The following is a 17,739-nucleotide window of genomic DNA, read 5'->3' as shown; positions in this document are numbered from 1 at the left end:
AAGAGATTCGCCAATAAGATGAAGAAGACCTTACGCCAGATACTTATCCTGCAAATAATTCCGCGCACGATTATCCAGACCGTATTCCACTTCAAGCCAGCTATCGATCGAACCGTGTCGTTCGTAGATGGCCTTCAACGCCGTCACAATGAACTCTTCCTGCACCGACAGCACATAAGAGAACTGTCCCAGCGCTTTCTCATTCAGCGTTGCCGACAGATGTGTCAGTAGCTGCTGGCGGAAGGGCGTCAGCGTCGTCTCGGTGAGCAGGTAATCCTCCATCACCGTCTGTTCATCCGCACCCAGCGCAAACATCACCAGCGCCGAACCGATACCCGTACGATCTTTGCCCACGGCGCAGTGCTGCACTAGCCCGCCCTCATCCGGCCGTAATAACAGCGACACCAACTGTGTATAGGCCGAGTTATTGAAAGGCAAACGGCGGTAGAGCTCCAACATGAATGCCCGGGAATCAAACGCCGCCAGCACATCAGACCCCAGTGAATCCAGATTGGCCGTCACTTCGTGGCGTAATGGGTTGGCCGGATAAGCGTGATAATTAGCCCCCGTCCACAATATGTCAGGCTTCTGCGCAATTTCATCAGCATCCCGATAGTCCACCACGTGAGAAATAGGTACGCCAGCAAGGTGTTCGCAGTCAGCCTGACTCAGCAGATCCAGCGAGCCGGAGCGAAAAAGTTTACCGTGTCGGATAAGCCGCCCATCAGCAGCGCGGTTGCCGCCTAAATCGCGGAAATTGATTCCGCCGTCCAGCGGTAATAAAGAGGGATGGAGCAACGTTGGTTCGGTCATACATCTCCTTGCGAGGTTGAAAGGCGAGCAAGGCAACCGTATTACACGCGCTAAGCACGGTGCAGGTTAACCCGATGAACCTGAAGAGGCTATCAGGATACGGGCTGGCATCGATGATAGCCAGCCCAAAATACCATCAATTTTTGTGCTTATTCAGCAGCTAACAAGCGGCGAGTCGCGTCCAGCAACACCTTGATGACGGTGGTTTCGGCCAGTTTCATGGTCGCCGCATCCGGGATTTCCTGCTGGGTACGGTTCACGATCACGCCCGCGATCATGCCCGCTTTCAGCCCCTGGCTGGCGCACATGGTCAACAGCGTAGCGGATTCCATTTCATAGTTCAGCACGCCCATGCTCTGCCATTCTTCCATCGAGCCGCGGAAGCGGCGTACAACGCGTCCAGAGAAGGTGTCATAGCGTTCCTGACCGGGGTAGAACGTATCGGAAGACGCGGTGATGCCCACGTGCAGCGCCGCACCCGAGGCCTTCGCCGCTTCCACCAGCGCGGTGGTACAGCCGAAATCAGCAACGGCTGGGAATTCCATTGGTGCGAAGTGCAGGCTCGCGCCGTCAAGGCGAACAGCGGCGGTGGTCACTAACACATCTCCGACGTTGATGCCGGACTGAATCGCCCCCGTCGTGCCGACGCGCAGGAAAGTCCGGATGCCGAGCTGTGCCAATTCTTCTACCGCGATTGATGTTGACGGGCCGCCGATACCGGTCGAGCAAACAATCACCGCCTTGCCATCCAACTCTGCACGCCAGGACGTAAATTCACGGTGTGATGCCAGATGTACCGGGTTATCCATCAGGCGAGCAATTTTTTCAACACGCTCAGGATCGCCGGGGACGATAGCCAGCGTCGCGCCCTGTAAATCGTTCTTGACCAGACCAAGATGGAACACATCAGATGTAGACATAACTGCCTCCCGGGCAATCAATTGGGTATTGAGAGAAATCGCGCCGGACGCCTCATCTATGCTGCCTTTCGCAGCCAGTCAGCGTCCGTTCAATAAAAAGACTCTAGCGCATCATTACGTTTTTTTAAGTGACGGCAGTCACCGATGAAAAAGAAACAAACATCAACATACATAAAAAATGTGACAAAAATCACTAATTGTTAGATAAGGACGTCATTTTTGCCGATTAATTGTCTTCTAGTGTAGATTCTTTAATCATTGATAGTATTTATCATGGATATTCTGAAATCCCTCTTTCCATGAAAATCGGCCGATAACAGGAGATCGCGTAATGAAGACTGATGAACAGACGACCTTCACACATCTTCCCCAAGGGTTATCCCCAGCGGTGGAACCGCAGACCTCCTCCATCATTACGACAGATTCTGCCGGTATTGTTGCCAGTGAAACCACCATTCCTTCTCAGGGTGAGCAGCTACCCGCGTATATCGCCAGACCGGCAAACCACGACGGGCCGTACCCTATCGTTCTGGTGGTGCAGGAGATTTTCGGCGTTCATCAACACATTCAGGATGTTTGCCGCAGGCTGGCCAAGCAGGGCTACATGGCCATTGCGCCAGAACTGTATTTTCGTCAGGGCGACCCCAGCCACTATAACGACATTCAGCAAATCCTGACCGAGCTGGTTTACAAGGTGCCTGATACGCAGGTGCTGTCCGATCTCGATCGCGCCGCCAACTGGGCGATTAAACAGGGCGGCGACGCCAGTAAGCTGGCGATAACGGGTTTCTGTTGGGGCGGACGCATCACCTGGCTCTACGCCGCGCACAACCCACAGCTCAAGGCGGCCGTTGCCTGGTACGGCAAGTGTACGGGTGAGAAAACGCTGAATAGCCCCAAGCATCCGGTTGATATCGCCACGGAATTGGAAGCCCCCGTGCTGGGGTTGTACGGCGCAAAAGATGAAGGCATTCCGTTGGAACAGGTTGATACCATGCGGCAGGCGCTGCGTGCGGCCAACGCGGTGGCAGACATCATCGTCTACCCCGATGCCGGGCACGCTTTCCATGCCGATTACCGCCCCAGCTATCATGAAGAATCCGCACGCGACGGCTGGCAACGTATGCTGGCATGGTTCCAGAAAAACGGCGTAGCGTAACGCCGTCACACCATTTTCGTTCTTATCCACGATCTAAAACGCCACCGAAAAACGGTGGCGTTGGTGTTTTACCTTTTTACTGTTTTACAGAGAAAGACAGCCTTAGAACGTCGTCCAGTCGCCGTTATTTCCCTTGTCTTTCGCTGCCGCTGGCGCTAAAGACAGCGTTGGCGTGCGCGTTGGTGCGGGTGCATAAGAAGCGGTTTTGCCGCTGCCATATGACTGCAATTTAAACGCGCTTACCGCTTCCGCCAAAACAGAGGCCTGTGATTGTAGAGACAGCGCCGCAGAGGCCGATTCTTCAACCAGAGCCGCATTCTGCTGGGTCGTGGTATCAATCTGCCCAACCGCCAGATTCATCTGGTTAATCCCATCGCTCTGCTCACGACTGGCCTGCGAGATTTCACTGATGATCTCATTCACATCCCGCACATAGCCCGTTAATCCACTCATCGTTTCTTCGGCGGTATCCACCAGCAACATACCTTCCTGAATTTTGCTCACGGAGTCGTCGATCAAATCCTTGATCTCCCGTGCGGCGGTCGCACTGCGCTGTGCCAGAGAACGTACTTCCCCCGCCACCACCGCAAAGCCACGCCCTTGCTCGCCCGCACGCGCGGCTTCAACCGCGGCGTTCAACGCCAGAATGTTGGTCTGGAACGCAATGCCGTCAATCACGCCGATGATTTCCGCCATACGCTGGGATGAATCGCGAATGCCGCGCATTTTCTGCGTCACGGAAACCATAACGTCACCGCTTTGCTTCGCCGCACCAGAGGCTTTATTCGCAATGTCTGTTGCCTGCTGGGTATTTTCCGCCGTGTTCTTAATGGTAGACGTCAGCTGTTCCATCGACGCCGCCGTTTCTTCCAGCGAGCTGGCCTGCTCTTCGGTGCGCGATGACAAATCCTGATTACCTGCGGCGATTTGCGAGGCCGCTGTCGAGATCGTTTCCGCCCCGTCACGTACCTGCCCGACAATCGTGCTCAGGCTGGTGTTCATGTGATCCAACGATTGCAGCAGCAATCCGGTTTCATCTTTGCTGGTAACAGTGATACGTGAGGTCAGGTCGCCCTGTGCCACTCTGTCTGCCACTTGCAAAGCCTGCTGTATCGGTCGGGTTACGCTGCGCGTAATTGACCAGGCAATCAGTGCGCCAAATACGGCACCCAGCGCTAAAATAAGCAACAAAATCATGCGGGTGTTGCTGTATACCTCCGCCATCGCTTCAATGGAGGTATCCATTGCATCATCTTGATAATTCACCAATTGTCTTACCGCATCGCGGTACTGACGTTGGGTGACATTCAAGTTGTTGTTGAACTCCTCAATCGCCGCTTCCCGATTGCCTGCCACCACTTCGCTGATAATTTTGTCACCGGATTTCAAAAATTCAGTACGGATTGCGCGGATAGCACGTAACTGGGTGACCGAATGCTCTTCAACAGTTTGGCTTTCCAGCTTATCCAGCAGGCGGCCAATCTCCTGACGGAACCCATTCACACGGTCGACGTTTTCCTTGATTTTATCCTCACCCGATACCAGCATCAGCCGCTGATAGGCCACCAGGATGCTGTTTACATTATCAATGAGGCTATTGGCATCCACCGTCTGTGGGTAAACCTCTTTCACAATGTCTCTGGCACCATCCTGGAAACCGGATAGCTTAGACAGGGAAAAGATACTCACGATAAACAACATCAAAATCAGGACGGCAAACCCAGCCCCCAGTCGATAGCCAATACGCCAATTCGCTAAATTCATGTCTCACTCCTTTTAGGTAATGCATAGCAATGTCAATTGCGCACATGTCGCAACTTGATGGAACCACAGGGCGGAGAATGGTTGGCGATTCGAAGGAGAACAAACCTTCTGACACGCCAGAGATACCTTGAGGCAGGCATTTTACGCACGCTCTCAGCATGAGAGGCGCTATCAAAAATCAAATAGTTTCCCTCGGGTGTTGAGGTGCAAAAGTGGAAATAAATCTAACAATGCTACAAATACAACTGATAAGACCGCAGAGACGTTATTGAGGTGGTAATAATGGTCTTCCCTCTCCGAACTCATGCGGACATGGCCGCTCCTGTGTTATCCATTTTATCGGCACGCCACCCATGATCTTTATCATTTGATCGTTTAAATCATTCAAAAGTAAATAATAAATAGCCAATGACTATCAAAGAATCAATTTCGATCGGAAAAAACACACATTAATCTACGAGCCATTAACAGAAATAACGCCTCAATTACATAAAAGGATAGTCAGACATATTCGATATTAAAAATAAAGAGGTGATAATATTTCTTAGTAAAGAATAACGAACTGAACAGGAAGGGGAAAAAACGCATTTACTCTATATCGTACATGAAAAGAATCAGGGAGGCTGTTGCCTCCCTGTGGGATAGTGTTGCGTTACACAACGCCGCTAAATGATGGCAGTCAGTTTACTATTTCTTTGCCAGCGCCAGAGACAGCGTGGGCGTGCTCATCGACATCGGCGCATAAGACCCAGCGTGACTACTGTACGACTGTATTTTAAACGCACTCACTGCTTCTGCCAAAACGGAAGCCTGTGATTGTAGAGACAGCGCCGCAGAGGCAGATTCTTCAACCAGAGCCGCATTCTGCTGGGTCGTGGTATCAATCTGTCCAATCGCCAGATTCATCTGGTTAATCCCGTCACTCTGTTCACGACTGGCCTGCGAAATCTCGCTGATAATGCCGTGTACGTCCTTCACGTGAGCCGTTAATCCGCCCATCGTTTCTTCAGCGGTATCAACCAGTTCCATACCTTCACGAATTTTGCTCACGGAATCGTCGATCAAATCCTTAATCTCCCGTGCGGCGGTCGCACTGCGCTGTGCCAGCGAACGGACTTCTCCCGCTACCACGGCAAAACCACGCCCTTGCTCGCCTGCACGCGCGGCTTCAACCGCGGCGTTCAGCGCCAGAATATTGGTCTGGAAAGCGATACCATCAATCACGCCGATGATCTCCGCCATACGCTGGGATGAATCACGAATGCCGCGCATTTTTTGCGTCACGGAAAGCATGACATCACCGCTTTGTTTCGCCGCACCGGTCGCCTTATTGGCAATCTCCGTCGCCTGTTGGGTGTTTTCCGCGGTGTTTTTAATGGTGGATGCCAACTGCTCCATTGAGGCAGCGGTTTCTTCCAGCGAACTGGCCTGCTCTTCAGTACGCGATGACAGATCCTGGTTACCTGCCGTGATTTGTGATGCCGCTGTCGAGATCGTTTCCGCGCCATCACGCACCTGCCCGACAATCGTGCTCAGGCTGGTGTTCATGCGATCCAACGATTGCAGCAGCAACCCAGTTTCATCCTTGCTGGTCACCGTAATACGTGAGGTCAGATCGCCCTGCGCCACTCTGTCTGCTACTTGCAAAGCCTGCTCTATTGGGCGGGTTACGCTGCGCGTGATAGCCCAGGCAATCAGCGCCCCAAATACGGCACCTAGCGCCAAAATAAGCAGCAAAATCATGCGAGTATTGTTGTATACCTCTGCCATGGTCTCGACAGAATTATCCATTGCATCATTTTGGTAATTCACCAACTGCTTCACCGAGTCACGGTAATTGCGCTGAATTACGTTCAGGGTGTTGTTGAATTCGGCGACGGCGACGTCGTTATTACCCGCCAGCGCATCACTAATAATTTTATCGCCAGACTTGATGAATTCGGCACGAAACCCGCGGACAACCCCCACTTGCTTGCGGGCAAGCTCCCCTGAGGCATTGTTTTCCAGATTGTCGAGCAGACGACTAATTTCCTTGCGGTACGCCATAATCCGATCGACATATCCCTGACGCTGTTCCTGACCGGATACCAGCATCATCTGTAAATAAGCGACAAAATGCCCATTCACGTTATCGATGAGGTCATTAGCATCTACCGTTTGCGGATAAACCTCTTTGACGATACCTCTGGCACCATCCTGAAAGGATGACAGTTTAGACAAAGAAAAAATACTCACGGTAAACAACATCAGAATCAAGATGGCAAACCCGCCTCCTAATCGATAGCCGATACGCCAATTCGCTAAACTCATGTCTCACTCCTTTTAGGTAATACATAATAATGACTACTGCGCACAGCTATCGTCTAATAACGCCGCAGAGTGGGAAATAATCTTTTTTTCGGGAAAATAAATATGCTTTATGGGTATTTTAAATATACCCATAAGAGAGTAATTGCAGGTGCACTTTCAACATAATTAAAACGTTAAAAAATACAAACAACCTCGCTCTATTGGTACATCCAGAGCCGCTTCCATGCCGTCTACCTTATCGGCACAATATTCCTTAGCTTTATGACAGCGTCGATTAACCACGCCGAAGAATAAATATTTTGATAGCGGATAAATAATCCTTTTCGAGAAATAACCTACCAGTCGATGCAGAAAAACAAGAGGGATAGCGCGGCGATTTTATTAAAGGAAAGACAATATAGTTAATTTTCGGGAAGGAAGAAAAACTTGCAGGAGGAAATAATAAACAATCGGAAGTTGGGGAAATAGTGCGTATTTTATACCCTAAATAATTCGAGTTTCAGGACAAAACGTTAACGTTTTGAACAACGCGAAGCGTTAGCCCTTTAGGGCGATGCTCAGAAATGAGCATCGTAACGCGGCAAGAGAAGGACAAATTCGTCGGGAACGAATTTGACCAGCCAACGGCTGGCCTTCGGTGAGAGACAGGATGTCTCTCATTTCATCCCGATGAGCTTACTCAGGTAAGTGATTCGGGTGAATGAACGCAGCCAACGCACATGCAACTTGAAGTATGACGGGTATATAGGTGTAAAAAATCAGGGAGGCCATAGCCTCCCTGATGTCATCAGCCATTAACTATTACTGGGTTTCACGCAGACGTTGTGCTGCCTGCACCATATTCGCCAGCGCCTGACGCGTTTCCGGCCAGCCACGGGTTTTCAGACCGCAATCCGGGTTCACCCACAGGCGTTCCGCTGGGATACGCTGCGCCGCTTTCTTCAGCAGATCTTCCATCCATTCCACGCTCGGTACGTTCGGGGAGTGGATATCATAAACGCCTGGGCCGATTTCATTCGGGTACTCGAACTCTTCAAACGACTCCAGCAATTCCATATCGGAACGAGAGGTTTCAATCGTGATCACGTCTGCATCCAGCGCGGCGATAGAATCCATGATGTCGTTGAACTCGCAATAACACATGTGGGTATGGATTTGCGTATCATCTTTCGCCACCGCGGCATTCAGACGGAAGGCATCCACCGCCCATTCCAGATAAGCATCCCAGTCAGAGCGGTGCAGCGGCAGACCTTCACGCAGTGCCGGTTCGTCAATCTGGATGATACCAATGCCTGCGGCTTCCAAATCTGCCACTTCATCACGCAGCGCCAGCGCAATCTGCTTAGCGATGGTTTCACGCGTAACGTCTTCACGCGGGAAAGACCAGCACAGGATCGTCACCGGACCTGTCAGCATGCCTTTCATCGGCTTGTCGGTCAGAGACTGTGCGTATTTCGCCCACTCAACGGTGATCGCTTCTGGACGGCTCACATCACCAATGATGACTGGCGGTTTCACACAGCGAGAACCATAGCTCTGCACCCAGCCGTTCTGGGTAAAGATAAACCCATCCAGATGCTCACCGAAGTATTCCACCATGTCGTTGCGCTCGGCTTCACCGTGCACCAGTACGTCCAGACCCAGACGCTCTTGCTCAGCCACGGCCTGCTTGATGTGCTCGGAAATGCCAGTACGGTAGTTATTGCCATCCAGACGACCCTGTTTGAAATCCAGACGCAGGCCGCGAATTTCGGTGGTTTGTGGGAAAGAACCAATCGTGGTGGTCGGCCATGCTGGCAGATTAAAGCGCTCACGCTGGGCATCAGCACGAACTGAATAGACGTTCTGACGCTGGCTATCCTGTGCGGTGATAGCAGCAAGACGCTGTGTAACGGCCGCGTTATTCACACGCGTTGAGGTACGGCGAGCACGAATCGGTGCACTATAGGCTTCCAGTACCTGCCCGTTGCCGCTGTTCAGTGCCTGAGACAGCAGTGACAGCTCCGCACATTTCTGAATCGCAAAGGCAAACCAGCTCTTCACTTCATCATCCAGACGCACTTCCACGCTCAGATCGATAGGGCTATGCAGCAGTGAACATGAGTTTCCCAGCCACAGATCGCGCGTTCCCACCAGCGGTTGCAGACGCTCGAACCAGCTGCTCAGGTCAGCACGCCAGACGTTACGACCGTTAATCACACCCAGAGACAGGACCCAGTTAGCAGGCAGTTGGGCGCTCAGCGTAGCGGCATCATCCTTACCGTGAACCAGATCGATATGCAGCCCCTGAACCGGCAGCGTTTTGATCGTTTCCAGATTCTGGCTAACACTATCGAAATAGGTCGTCAGCAGCAGTTTCACCTGACCTTGCAGTGCATCGTAAGCCGGTTTAAACGCGGCCAGCCATTCTTGCGGCAGTTCCAGCGCCAGTGCAGGTTCATCAATCTGCACCCACTCAATGCCGCGCTTCGCCAACTCAGCCAGCACCTGCTGGTAAACGGGTAGAATGTCCTGCAGCAGCGACAGACGGTCAAACTGCTCACCCTTCACTTTGCCCAGCCACAGGTAGGTAACCGGACCTAACAGAACAGGCTTCACGTTATGGTCCAGCGCCAGCGCTTCATCGACTTCATCCAGCAGCTGTGTCCAGGTCAGTTTGAACTGCTGCCCTTTGGTGAATTCCGGCACCATATAGTGATAGTTCGTGTTAAACCACTTGGTCATTTCTGCCGCAGCAGCAGGTTGACCGGTTGGCGCGCGTCCACGACCAATACGGAACAGCGTATCCAGATCGACCGAGCCGTCTTCATTCTGATGGCGCGCAGGCACGTTACCCAACAGCAGACTCGTGGTCAGCACATGGTCGTACCAGGCGAAATCACCCACTGGCAGCAGATCAACGCCAGCATCCTTCTGTTGTTGCCAATGACGCGCACGCAGCTCACGTCCAACGGTCAGCAACTCTTCCTGTGTCGCGTTACCTGCCCAGTAGTTTTCCTGCGCTTTTTTCAGTTCACGGCGTAGTCCAACGCGCGGAAAACCCAGTGTATGATTCACAATCGCCATCGTTAATTCCTCATTTAGCCGTCCAGATGTTTACACATCCATAATCCGCAGGTACTGTAGTAATCACAAGCGCAATTTATTCACTGTCACTGTGAAGGACTCTCATGATCGAATTTAAACACCTGCGAACGCTGCAAGCACTGCGCAATACCGGATCGTTAGCCGCCGCTGCCGCTGCACTTCACCAAACTCAATCGGCGTTATCCCACCAGTTCAGCGATCTGGAACAGCGCCTTGGGTTCAGGTTATTCGTGCGTAAAAGCCAGCCGCTGCGCTTTACGCCTCAGGGAGAAATTCTGTTGCAGTTGGCAGAGCAGGTGTTACCGCAAATCCAGCAGGCGTTGCAGTCGTGCCATGAGCCGCACCAAACCACGCTGCGCCTGGCAATTGAGTGCCATAGCTGTATTCAGTGGCTGACGCCTGCGCTAGACGAGTTCCATCAGCACTGGCCGCAGGTTGTGATGGACTTTAAATCGGGCGTGACGTTCGATCCTCAGCCAGCACTTCAACAAGGCGAACTGGATCTGGTTATGACCTCCGACATCATGCCGCGCAGTGGCCTGCACTATTCGCCTCTGTTTGATTTTGAAGTCAGACTGGTGCTGGCTCCCGACCATCCGCTGGCAGGAAAAGAGAAAATCGAACCGGAGGATTTCACCGCCGAGACCCTGATGATTTATCCGGTACAGCGGCAACGGTTGGACGTCTGGCGTCACTTTTTACAACCCGCAGGCGTCAGTCCTACGCTGAAAAGCGTGGACAATACGCTGCTGCTGATTCAGATGGTCGCCGCCCGCATGGGCATCGCCGCACTACCGCACTGGGTGGTGGAAAGCTTCGAGCGTCAGGGGCTGATTGTGACCAAATCGCTGGGGGATGGACTTTGGAGCCGGTTGTACGCTGCCGTCCGTGACGGAGAGCAGCGCCAATCGGTGATTGATGCGTTTATTCGTTCGGCGCGTCAGCACGCTTGTGAGCACTTACCGTTTGTGAAGGACGCTTCACGACCCAGCGCTGGTGTACCCACAGTGAGGACGTGATAATTATCGTCCCCACGATAAAGCTCAGCCAGTCTGGCGTTTTATGCCAGATAGCGAAGTTGACCAGTAGACCAGCCGGCACGTGAAAGTTATTCATTACGCTAAGCGTTCCGGCATCCACCTGAGTTGCGCCGTAGTTCCACATAAAATAACCCAAGCCAGAAGCGCCAATCCCCAACCAAGCCAGCACACCCCACTGCAAGGTTGTGGTCGGTAGTTTATCCAGATTACCGAAGAGCAGCCACGCGGTTATCGTCACGATCGCCGCGCCCAGATAAAACCAGGAAAACGCACAGTGCTGCGGTACGGGATAGAGTTCCATCAGGCGCTTATAGCCCACCTGACCTGCGGCAAAACACACGTTCGCCGCCTGAACCAGCAGGAATCCCCACCAGAAATGTTCACTCACGCCGTGATAGTGGATCACCGCCGCCCCGAATACTGCCAGCAGAGCGCTCATCACGTATCCCCAGCGCAGGCGCTGTCGGGAAAGTAGATCGTAAATCAGCGTAACGTACAGCGGCGTCATCACCGTAAAGAGTAAAAATTCAGGTACGGTCAGGTACAGGTAAGCCTGGAATACGAACAGGTACATGATACCCAGTTGGCAAGCACCCACTAACATGTACAAGAAAATGACGCGCGGCGTATAACCCCGCAGGCGTAAGAACGGCAAAAACACCACGGCTGCGGCCGTCAAACGGAACATCGCAGAAAACCAGCTATCAACCTGACCCGCCAGATACTCGCCAATCAGGCTGAATGAAAATGCCCACAAAATAGTGGTGATAGTAAGTAATGGCACAACAACATCCGCTTAGGAAAAAAGTATCGCCATTGTAACGGAGATGACTGAATGAATTTCAGTCAATATGGTTTACATCAGGGTGAATAACGAACAAACAGAAAATAAGCTTAACAACGGAGAGAGACGGCGTTAAATAACCTTTATCAGGTAGCATCCACGTCATTAAATATATTTAATCAGTGCTACTCTTTTATCAAAAAATAGGGCCTCTATTTATAAAATAAAGAGGCCCTGTGACCGAGGAATTAAATCTGCCATCTAAACCAGGCAAAGAAAACATTACCGTTATTGTATGTTCCGGGAATGTAAGTCGCCTGGAAAGAGAGCTTGCTGTAGCTTATTGATGCCAAAGGTAATAAGACGGGAATTGGAATATAGTTCCAGTTATCACGCATCGTGAAGCCCGCCGTAAAGCCCAGACCCAGTTGGAAATCCTGATCGCTGGTTGGCCGCCAGCGCTTTTCATATCCATAGCCACCGATAGGCTCCCATTTGTTATAGGAGTCTTTGAATGCCATGATATAAAGCCCGTGCCAGTCCCCATCCTTATCCAGACGGGAAACACCGTAGCCCGCGCCCCACGGCCTTTCATTATATTTGTCGGTCTTTTCTTTATCGTACGTCCAGCGGTTATGCCAGGTAATCGTCGGGATATAAATATCGTGGCTCTGCGGCGAATTCCAGGTCGTAGACAGATTATTTTTACTTCTCTGCCACCAGCTTTCATCCTGCTTATCCGACGCCGAATCATTGGAATCAGCCGTAGCGGGCGCGAGATTTGCCGTGCTGCTCGTGTTATTTGTCCCCACATTATTTATGCTTTCTGCTGCGTAGCTCAAAAAAGGGACAACGGATAGTGTAATCAAACTTAGCGTGATTAAAATTCGCTTCAAATACATATAAGGTTCTCTGTAACAGCGTCACGATTCCATTCAAACAAAGGTGATCCAAACAAAACTATTTTGGTTGTTACCAAAATATATAGTTCAGTTTACGTAATCTGCCCATATAGGCGGGAAACCAAAGCAGCCTATTATGAAGGGATAAACAGCAACTTTGCTTAAATAGATAGTGAATTCCGTGCTGCTTTCAGACGTTTCCTAGCTGAAATAACAAAAAACCACCTTATTTATCGGTGGTTTATATTCTGGTTGGAACCCGTTTCAGAGAGATAGCAAGAACGATGAATCGCCTATGCAGTGGGATTAGATACCATCGCCATATTCGAAGCCACGATTGATCCCGTTGAAATACTGATCCATATCCATCGCAGGTTTGTCACTTTCCGGACGGCCAACGATACGAGCCGGAACCCCTGCCGCCGTCGTGTGTGGAGGAACCGATTGCAGCACGACAGACCCAGCGCCAATTTTCGCGCCACAGCCAACCTCAATGTTCCCCAAAATTTTAGCGCCCGCTCCAATCATCACGCCTTCACGAATTTTAGGGTGGCGATCGCCGCTCGTTTTACCCGTACCGCCGAGCGTCACGGATTGCAGAATAGAGACATCGTTTTCAACGACAGCCGTTTCGCCGATCACAATGCCTGTTGCGTGATCGAGCATGATCCCGCAGCCGATTCTCGCCGCAGGGTGAATATCGACACCGAAAGAAACCGAGATCTGGTTCTGGAAATAGACCGCCAGCGCTTTACGATCCTGCGACCAAAGCCAGTGACCAATGCGGTAAGCCTGTAATGCATGAAACCCTTTCAGGTAGAGCAGCGGCGTTGAATATTTATCCACCGCCGGGTCACGCAGGCAGACGGCCTGAATATCGCGCGCGGCAGAAACGATCATCTGTGGATCGGCGCGGTAGGCTTCTTCCACGACTTCACGAATAGCGATCGCGGGCATGATCGCATTCGCCAACTTGTTCGCCAGCATGTAGCTCAGCGCGCTACCTAGATTCTCGTGTTTCAGCAATGTGGCATGAAAAAAGCTGGCCAGCATCGGTTCGCAGTCCGCGAGACTGCGCGCTTCTGCCTTGATATTGGTCCAGACCAGTTCCAGTTCTTCTGTCGACATTGCCTTACTCTCCGAGATACCACACACCACAACGTATATCTGTTCTCAAGCGACAGGCTTATCGGCACCACCGCTCGTATACAAGAAAATGAAGATACTATGAGCCTCCCAGATTAGGAAGCCCAGCATAGAACGACGTGTTTTATAACTTGGCAGTTTCGTCTTTACGCGTGCGCCCTAATAGGCTCAGCGCCGCCTCTCGGGCGTCTTTCCCACAATACAGTACCTGCCAGAGTTGCTCAGTAATCGGCATTTCAACGCCGTAGCGCTGCGCTAATGCCAGCACCTCTTTCGTATTGCGATACCCTTCAACAACCTGACCAATGCTATCCTGCGCGCTCTGCACGTCCATCCCCTGCCCCAGCATCATGCCAAAGCGTCGGTTACGGGACTGATTATCAGTACAGGTCAGCACCAGATCGCCAAGCCCTGCCATGCCCATAAAGGTGGTAGGATCCGCGCCCAGCGCTGCGCCAAGACGAGTCATTTCCGCCAGTCCGCGGGTGATCAACGCAGTACGCGCATTAGCGCCAAACCCAATGCCGTCAGACATCCCGGCACCGATAGCAATGACGTTTTTCACCGCGCCGCCCAACTGCACGCCGATAAAATCGGGGTTGCTGTAAACACGGAAGCTCTTCCCACAGTGCAGCAGCCGTTGCAAGTCGTCAGCAAATTCACTGTCCGTTGATGCCAGCGCAATCGCCGTCGGCATGCCTGCCGCTAATTCTTTGGCAAATGTCGGGCCGGATACCACCGCAAGCGGGATAGTTTCGCCCAACGCTTCGCGTGCGACATCTTGCAACAAGCGTCCCGTTTCCGCTTCCAGCCCTTTGGTCGCCCATACGATACGCGCATCAGCACGCAAGTGAGGTTTCAATTGACGCAAAACATCGCCGAACACATGGCTCGGCACAACGACCAGCACGTTTCTGCTGGCAGCAAGCGCCTGCGCGAGGTTGGTTTCCAGCTGTAGCGAATCGGGGAAAGGCACATCAGGCAGGAATGCCTGATTACAGCGAGCGGCCTGTAACGCCTGAATGTGCGTAGGGTTGTGGCCCCACAGCACGACTCGATGGCCATTACGCGCCAGCGTAATGGCCAACGCGGTGCCGTACGAACCAGCACCGATGACAGTCATTGAAGCGTCAGACGCGTTCATCAGGCATCCTGAGGCTGCGCAGCACCTTCACCTTCGGTCTGCTGCTGCAGGTAATTCATGAACAGCGCATCAAAGTTCACTGGCGCCAGATTCAATTGCGGGAAGGTACCGCGAGAAACCAGGCTAGTGATGCACTCACGCGCATAAGGGAACAGAATGTTCGGGCAGTATGCACCCAGGCAGTGCGCCAGCTGAGTTCCTTCGATACCGCCAACGGTAAAGATACCACCTTGCTGAACTTCACACAGAAATGCAGTTTCTTCACCCAGAGAAGCCGTTACAGTCACACGCAGTACGACTTCATAGATGTCATCAGCCAGTTGGCTAGAGGCCGTATCCAGATCCAGTTTTACTTCCGGCTGCCATTCCTGCTGGAACACCTGAGGCGCATTCGGCGCTTCAAAAGAGATATCTTTGGTGTAGATACGCTGGATTTGGAAAGCCATTTCTGTGTTGTTTTGTTCAGACATGTTAAGTAATACCCTTTTGTTAGATTTTCTTGACGTCTTCCGTCGTCATAAGTGGGCGGACGTCAGCACATTTCTGTCATTGTCATACTGCAATCACTGTAGTTGCAATAACGGTAGTACTGCAATCAGCCTGTCGGTTATCCTGCAAAATCGCCGCCATTTTCGCTGTGTATGATTGATACACTTGGCACGATGCGGATAGTTTTACCACAAACTGTTTTATTTGCCGCGGACTAAAGGCAGATTCTCACCGCTCCAGCCAGCCAGACCGTCTTTCAGTACCTGCACACGCTCAAAACCAGCTTTATGCAAGTTCTCGGCCGCTTCGCGTGAAGAGAGGCCGTTGGCGCATACCACGATAATCGGCTGCGACTTATGTTTTTCAAGTTCACCTACGCTGCCGTTTTTAATGTCGTTCGGCAACAGGTTAAATGCGCTGGCAATATGGCCACGGCGATAGTCGTCACGGTTACGGATATCAACGACGACAGCATCTTCTTTATTAATCAGTCGGATCGCTTCACCGCGAACCACTTCTTTTACGTTCGACAGTTTACTCTTCACTGTAAGCACAATGACCGCAACCAACAGTGCAACCCAAGAAATGCTCAAAATAGGGTGCTTGCTAATGAATGGCATAATCTCTTGCATGGGGTGTAACGACTCCCGGATCAGTTAAGCAACAAAAATATAAGGTTCCTGAGTATACCTGCGCGATACGGCAATTACAGCCAGTAAGCCAATATAGCGTATCGAATCTGCGGCGAGCTTTCCATTTATCTATCTATTGATGCGCCCAGACGCCCGCCTTTGTGCCATGCTTGTCACGTCTGGAAATAGAAATCAGACAAGAGACAACTGGTAAGCCGCTGTTCATCGTGGAATAATTCACCGCTATGAGTAAAAACGCGTTATTTGTACAGAGTCGAGTGGCATGTAGCGCCGATCGCCATTTATCCGCATTACAAAGGCTACTCACCCGCTGCGTCAGCGCACTCTGCGTTGGCGTTTTGCTGTTGCCCGCGCTCAGCCAGGCTGAAGATAATCAGGCACAGCTTAAGACCCTGCAACAAGATATCGCCGCGAAAGAAAAAAGCGTTCAAGAACAACAAAAGCAGCGTAGTGCCTTAGTCCAGCAGTTGAAAAAGCAGGAGCAGTCCATCTCTCAGGCCAGTCGTCAACTGCATGAAACGCGCAATACGCTGTCTACGCTCAATAAAGAATTAACCAGCCTCAGCGCCTCTATCGCAAAACTGCAATCTCAGCAGGATAAGCAACAAACGCTGCTTTCCCGTCAGCTTGACGCCGCCTTCCGGCAAGGTCAGCACAGCGCACTGCAATTAATGCTGAGCGGAGAAGAAAGCCAGCGCAACGAGCGCATCCTCGCCTATTTCGGCTACCTGAATGAAGCGCGGCAGAAATCTATCAATGAATTGCAGCAAACGCGTGTGGAGCTGGCTGACCAAAAACGCCAGTTGGAACAAAAACAGGCACAGCAAAAAACGCTGCTGGGCGATCAACAGCAACAACAGCAGACGCTAGAGCAGGCACAGTCCGATCGAAAGAAAACGCTATCGACGCTGGAAAGCTCGCTGGAAAAAGATCAGCAGCAGTTGACGGAACTGCGCCAGAATGAAACCCGGTTGCGCGATCAGATCGCCCGCGCTGAGCGAGAAGCGAAAGCCCGCGCCGAACGGGAAGCACGCGAGGCCGCCAAAGTTCGCGCTAAAGAAGAACAGGCCAAACGCAGCGGCAGCAGTTACAAACCGACTGAAGGTGAACGCTCACTCATGGCCCGAACCGGCGGTTTAGGGCGGCCTTCTGGCCAAGCCATCTGGCCGGTTAACGGCCGCATCGAGCATCGCTTCGGTGAACCGTTACAGGGCGAATTACGCTGGAAGGGCATGGTGATTACCGCACCAGAAGGGACGGAAGTGAAAGCTATCGCCGACGGAACCGTACTGATGGCCGATTGGCTACAGGGCTACGGGTTGGTCGTTGTTGTGCAGCATGGTAAAGGCGATATGAGCCTGTACGGCTATAACCAGAGCGCCTTGGTTTCCGTTGGCGCTCAGGTCAAGGCCGGACAATCTATTGCGCTGGTCGGCACCAGCGGCGGGCAGAGTCAGCCCGGACTGTATTTTGAAATCCGTCGTCAGGGTCAGGCGGTCAATCCACAACCTTGGCTGGGAAGATAGTC

At 52.0% G+C, this 17,739-nt stretch carries 14 protein-coding genes; 3 read left to right on the top strand and 11 right to left on the bottom strand.

The window, feature by feature from the left end; genetic code table 11:
- Window positions 1–30: 30 nt before the first annotated feature.
- Both BUB06_RS17690 and udp read right to left on the bottom strand, forming a co-directional pair.
- Window positions 31–813 carry a tyrosine-protein phosphatase gene (locus BUB06_RS17690; RefSeq protein WP_010298623.1) on the bottom strand — a complete coding sequence of 261 codons (783 nt, stop codon included), beginning with the start codon at window positions 811–813 and terminating at the stop codon, window positions 31–33.
- 149 nt (window positions 814–962) lie between these two features.
- A complete protein-coding gene (gene udp / locus BUB06_RS17685) occupies window positions 963–1,733 on the bottom strand; it encodes a uridine phosphorylase (protein WP_010283777.1) in 771 nt (256 codons plus the stop codon).
- 331 nt (window positions 1,734–2,064) lie between these two features.
- On the opposite strand from udp, the gene BUB06_RS17680 reads away from it, so the two are divergent.
- Window positions 2,065–2,892 carry a dienelactone hydrolase family protein gene (locus tag BUB06_RS17680; protein WP_039474637.1) on the top strand — a complete coding sequence of 276 codons (828 nt, stop codon included), beginning with the start codon at window positions 2,065–2,067 and terminating at the stop codon, window positions 2,890–2,892.
- Between the two features lie 102 nt (window positions 2,893–2,994).
- On the opposite strand, the gene BUB06_RS17675 is transcribed toward BUB06_RS17680, so the two are convergent.
- The 3 genes from BUB06_RS17675 to metE form a co-directional block, all read right to left on the bottom strand.
- Window positions 2,995–4,656: a methyl-accepting chemotaxis protein gene (locus BUB06_RS17675; protein WP_039474634.1), complete on the bottom strand. Its 1,662-nt coding sequence runs from the start codon at window positions 4,654–4,656 to the stop codon at window positions 2,995–2,997.
- Between the two features lie 687 nt (window positions 4,657–5,343).
- A complete protein-coding gene (locus tag BUB06_RS17670; protein WP_010298616.1) occupies window positions 5,344–6,966 on the bottom strand; it encodes a methyl-accepting chemotaxis protein in 1,623 nt (540 codons plus the stop codon).
- An 801-nt stretch (window positions 6,967–7,767) separates the two neighbouring features.
- Complete coding sequence (metE, locus tag BUB06_RS17665; RefSeq protein WP_039474630.1) at window positions 7,768–10,032, bottom strand: 5-methyltetrahydropteroyltriglutamate--homocysteine S-methyltransferase; 2,265 nt, start codon at window positions 10,030–10,032, stop codon at window positions 7,768–7,770.
- A gap of 104 nt (window positions 10,033–10,136) precedes the next feature.
- On the opposite strand from metE, the gene metR reads away from it, so the two are divergent.
- Window positions 10,137–11,072, top strand: coding sequence for an HTH-type transcriptional regulator MetR (gene metR / locus BUB06_RS17660; RefSeq protein ID WP_039474627.1), 936 nt, complete (start codon window positions 10,137–10,139; stop codon window positions 11,070–11,072).
- On the opposite strand, the gene BUB06_RS17655 is transcribed toward metR, so the two are convergent.
- The 6 genes from BUB06_RS17655 to BUB06_RS17630 form a co-directional block, all read right to left on the bottom strand.
- Window positions 10,978–11,877, bottom strand: coding sequence for a carboxylate/amino acid/amine transporter (locus BUB06_RS17655; RefSeq protein WP_039474625.1), 900 nt, complete (start codon window positions 11,875–11,877; stop codon window positions 10,978–10,980). The genes metR and BUB06_RS17655 overlap by 95 nt on opposite strands.
- 248 nt (window positions 11,878–12,125) lie before the next feature.
- Window positions 12,126–12,779, bottom strand: a complete 654-nt coding sequence (gene pagP / locus BUB06_RS17650) for a lipid IV(A) palmitoyltransferase PagP (RefSeq protein WP_039474622.1) — start codon at window positions 12,777–12,779, stop codon at window positions 12,126–12,128.
- Window positions 12,780–13,085: 306 nt separating this feature from the next.
- Window positions 13,086–13,907, bottom strand: coding sequence for a serine O-acetyltransferase (gene cysE, locus BUB06_RS17645; protein WP_010283739.1), 822 nt, complete (start codon window positions 13,905–13,907; stop codon window positions 13,086–13,088).
- A 142-nt stretch (window positions 13,908–14,049) separates the two neighbouring features.
- The gene (gene gpsA / locus BUB06_RS17640; RefSeq protein ID WP_010300792.1) at window positions 14,050–15,069 is read right to left on the bottom strand and encodes an NAD(P)H-dependent glycerol-3-phosphate dehydrogenase; all 1,020 of its coding nucleotides are present in this window, start codon (window positions 15,067–15,069) and stop codon (window positions 14,050–14,052) included.
- On the bottom strand, window positions 15,069–15,539 hold the full coding sequence (gene secB, locus BUB06_RS17635; RefSeq protein ID WP_010283737.1) for a protein-export chaperone SecB: 471 nt from the start codon (window positions 15,537–15,539) through the stop codon (window positions 15,069–15,071). Before secB ends, gpsA begins: the two co-directional genes overlap by 1 nt.
- Before the next feature lie 219 nt (window positions 15,540–15,758).
- Complete coding sequence (locus tag BUB06_RS17630) at window positions 15,759–16,190, bottom strand: rhodanese-like domain-containing protein (protein WP_010300789.1); 432 nt, start codon at window positions 16,188–16,190, stop codon at window positions 15,759–15,761.
- Between the two features lie 245 nt (window positions 16,191–16,435).
- On the opposite strand from BUB06_RS17630, the gene envC reads away from it, so the two are divergent.
- A complete protein-coding gene (envC, locus tag BUB06_RS17625) occupies window positions 16,436–17,737 on the top strand; it encodes a murein hydrolase activator EnvC (RefSeq protein WP_039474619.1) in 1,302 nt (433 codons plus the stop codon).
- Window positions 17,738–17,739 lie beyond the last annotated feature (2 nt).

It is taken from the genome of Pectobacterium carotovorum, from assembly GCF_900129615.1.
In the GTDB taxonomy this organism is placed as follows: Bacteria; Pseudomonadota; Gammaproteobacteria; order Enterobacterales; family Enterobacteriaceae; genus Pectobacterium; species Pectobacterium carotovorum.
This window is presented reverse-complemented; position numbering and strand designations above follow the sequence as displayed.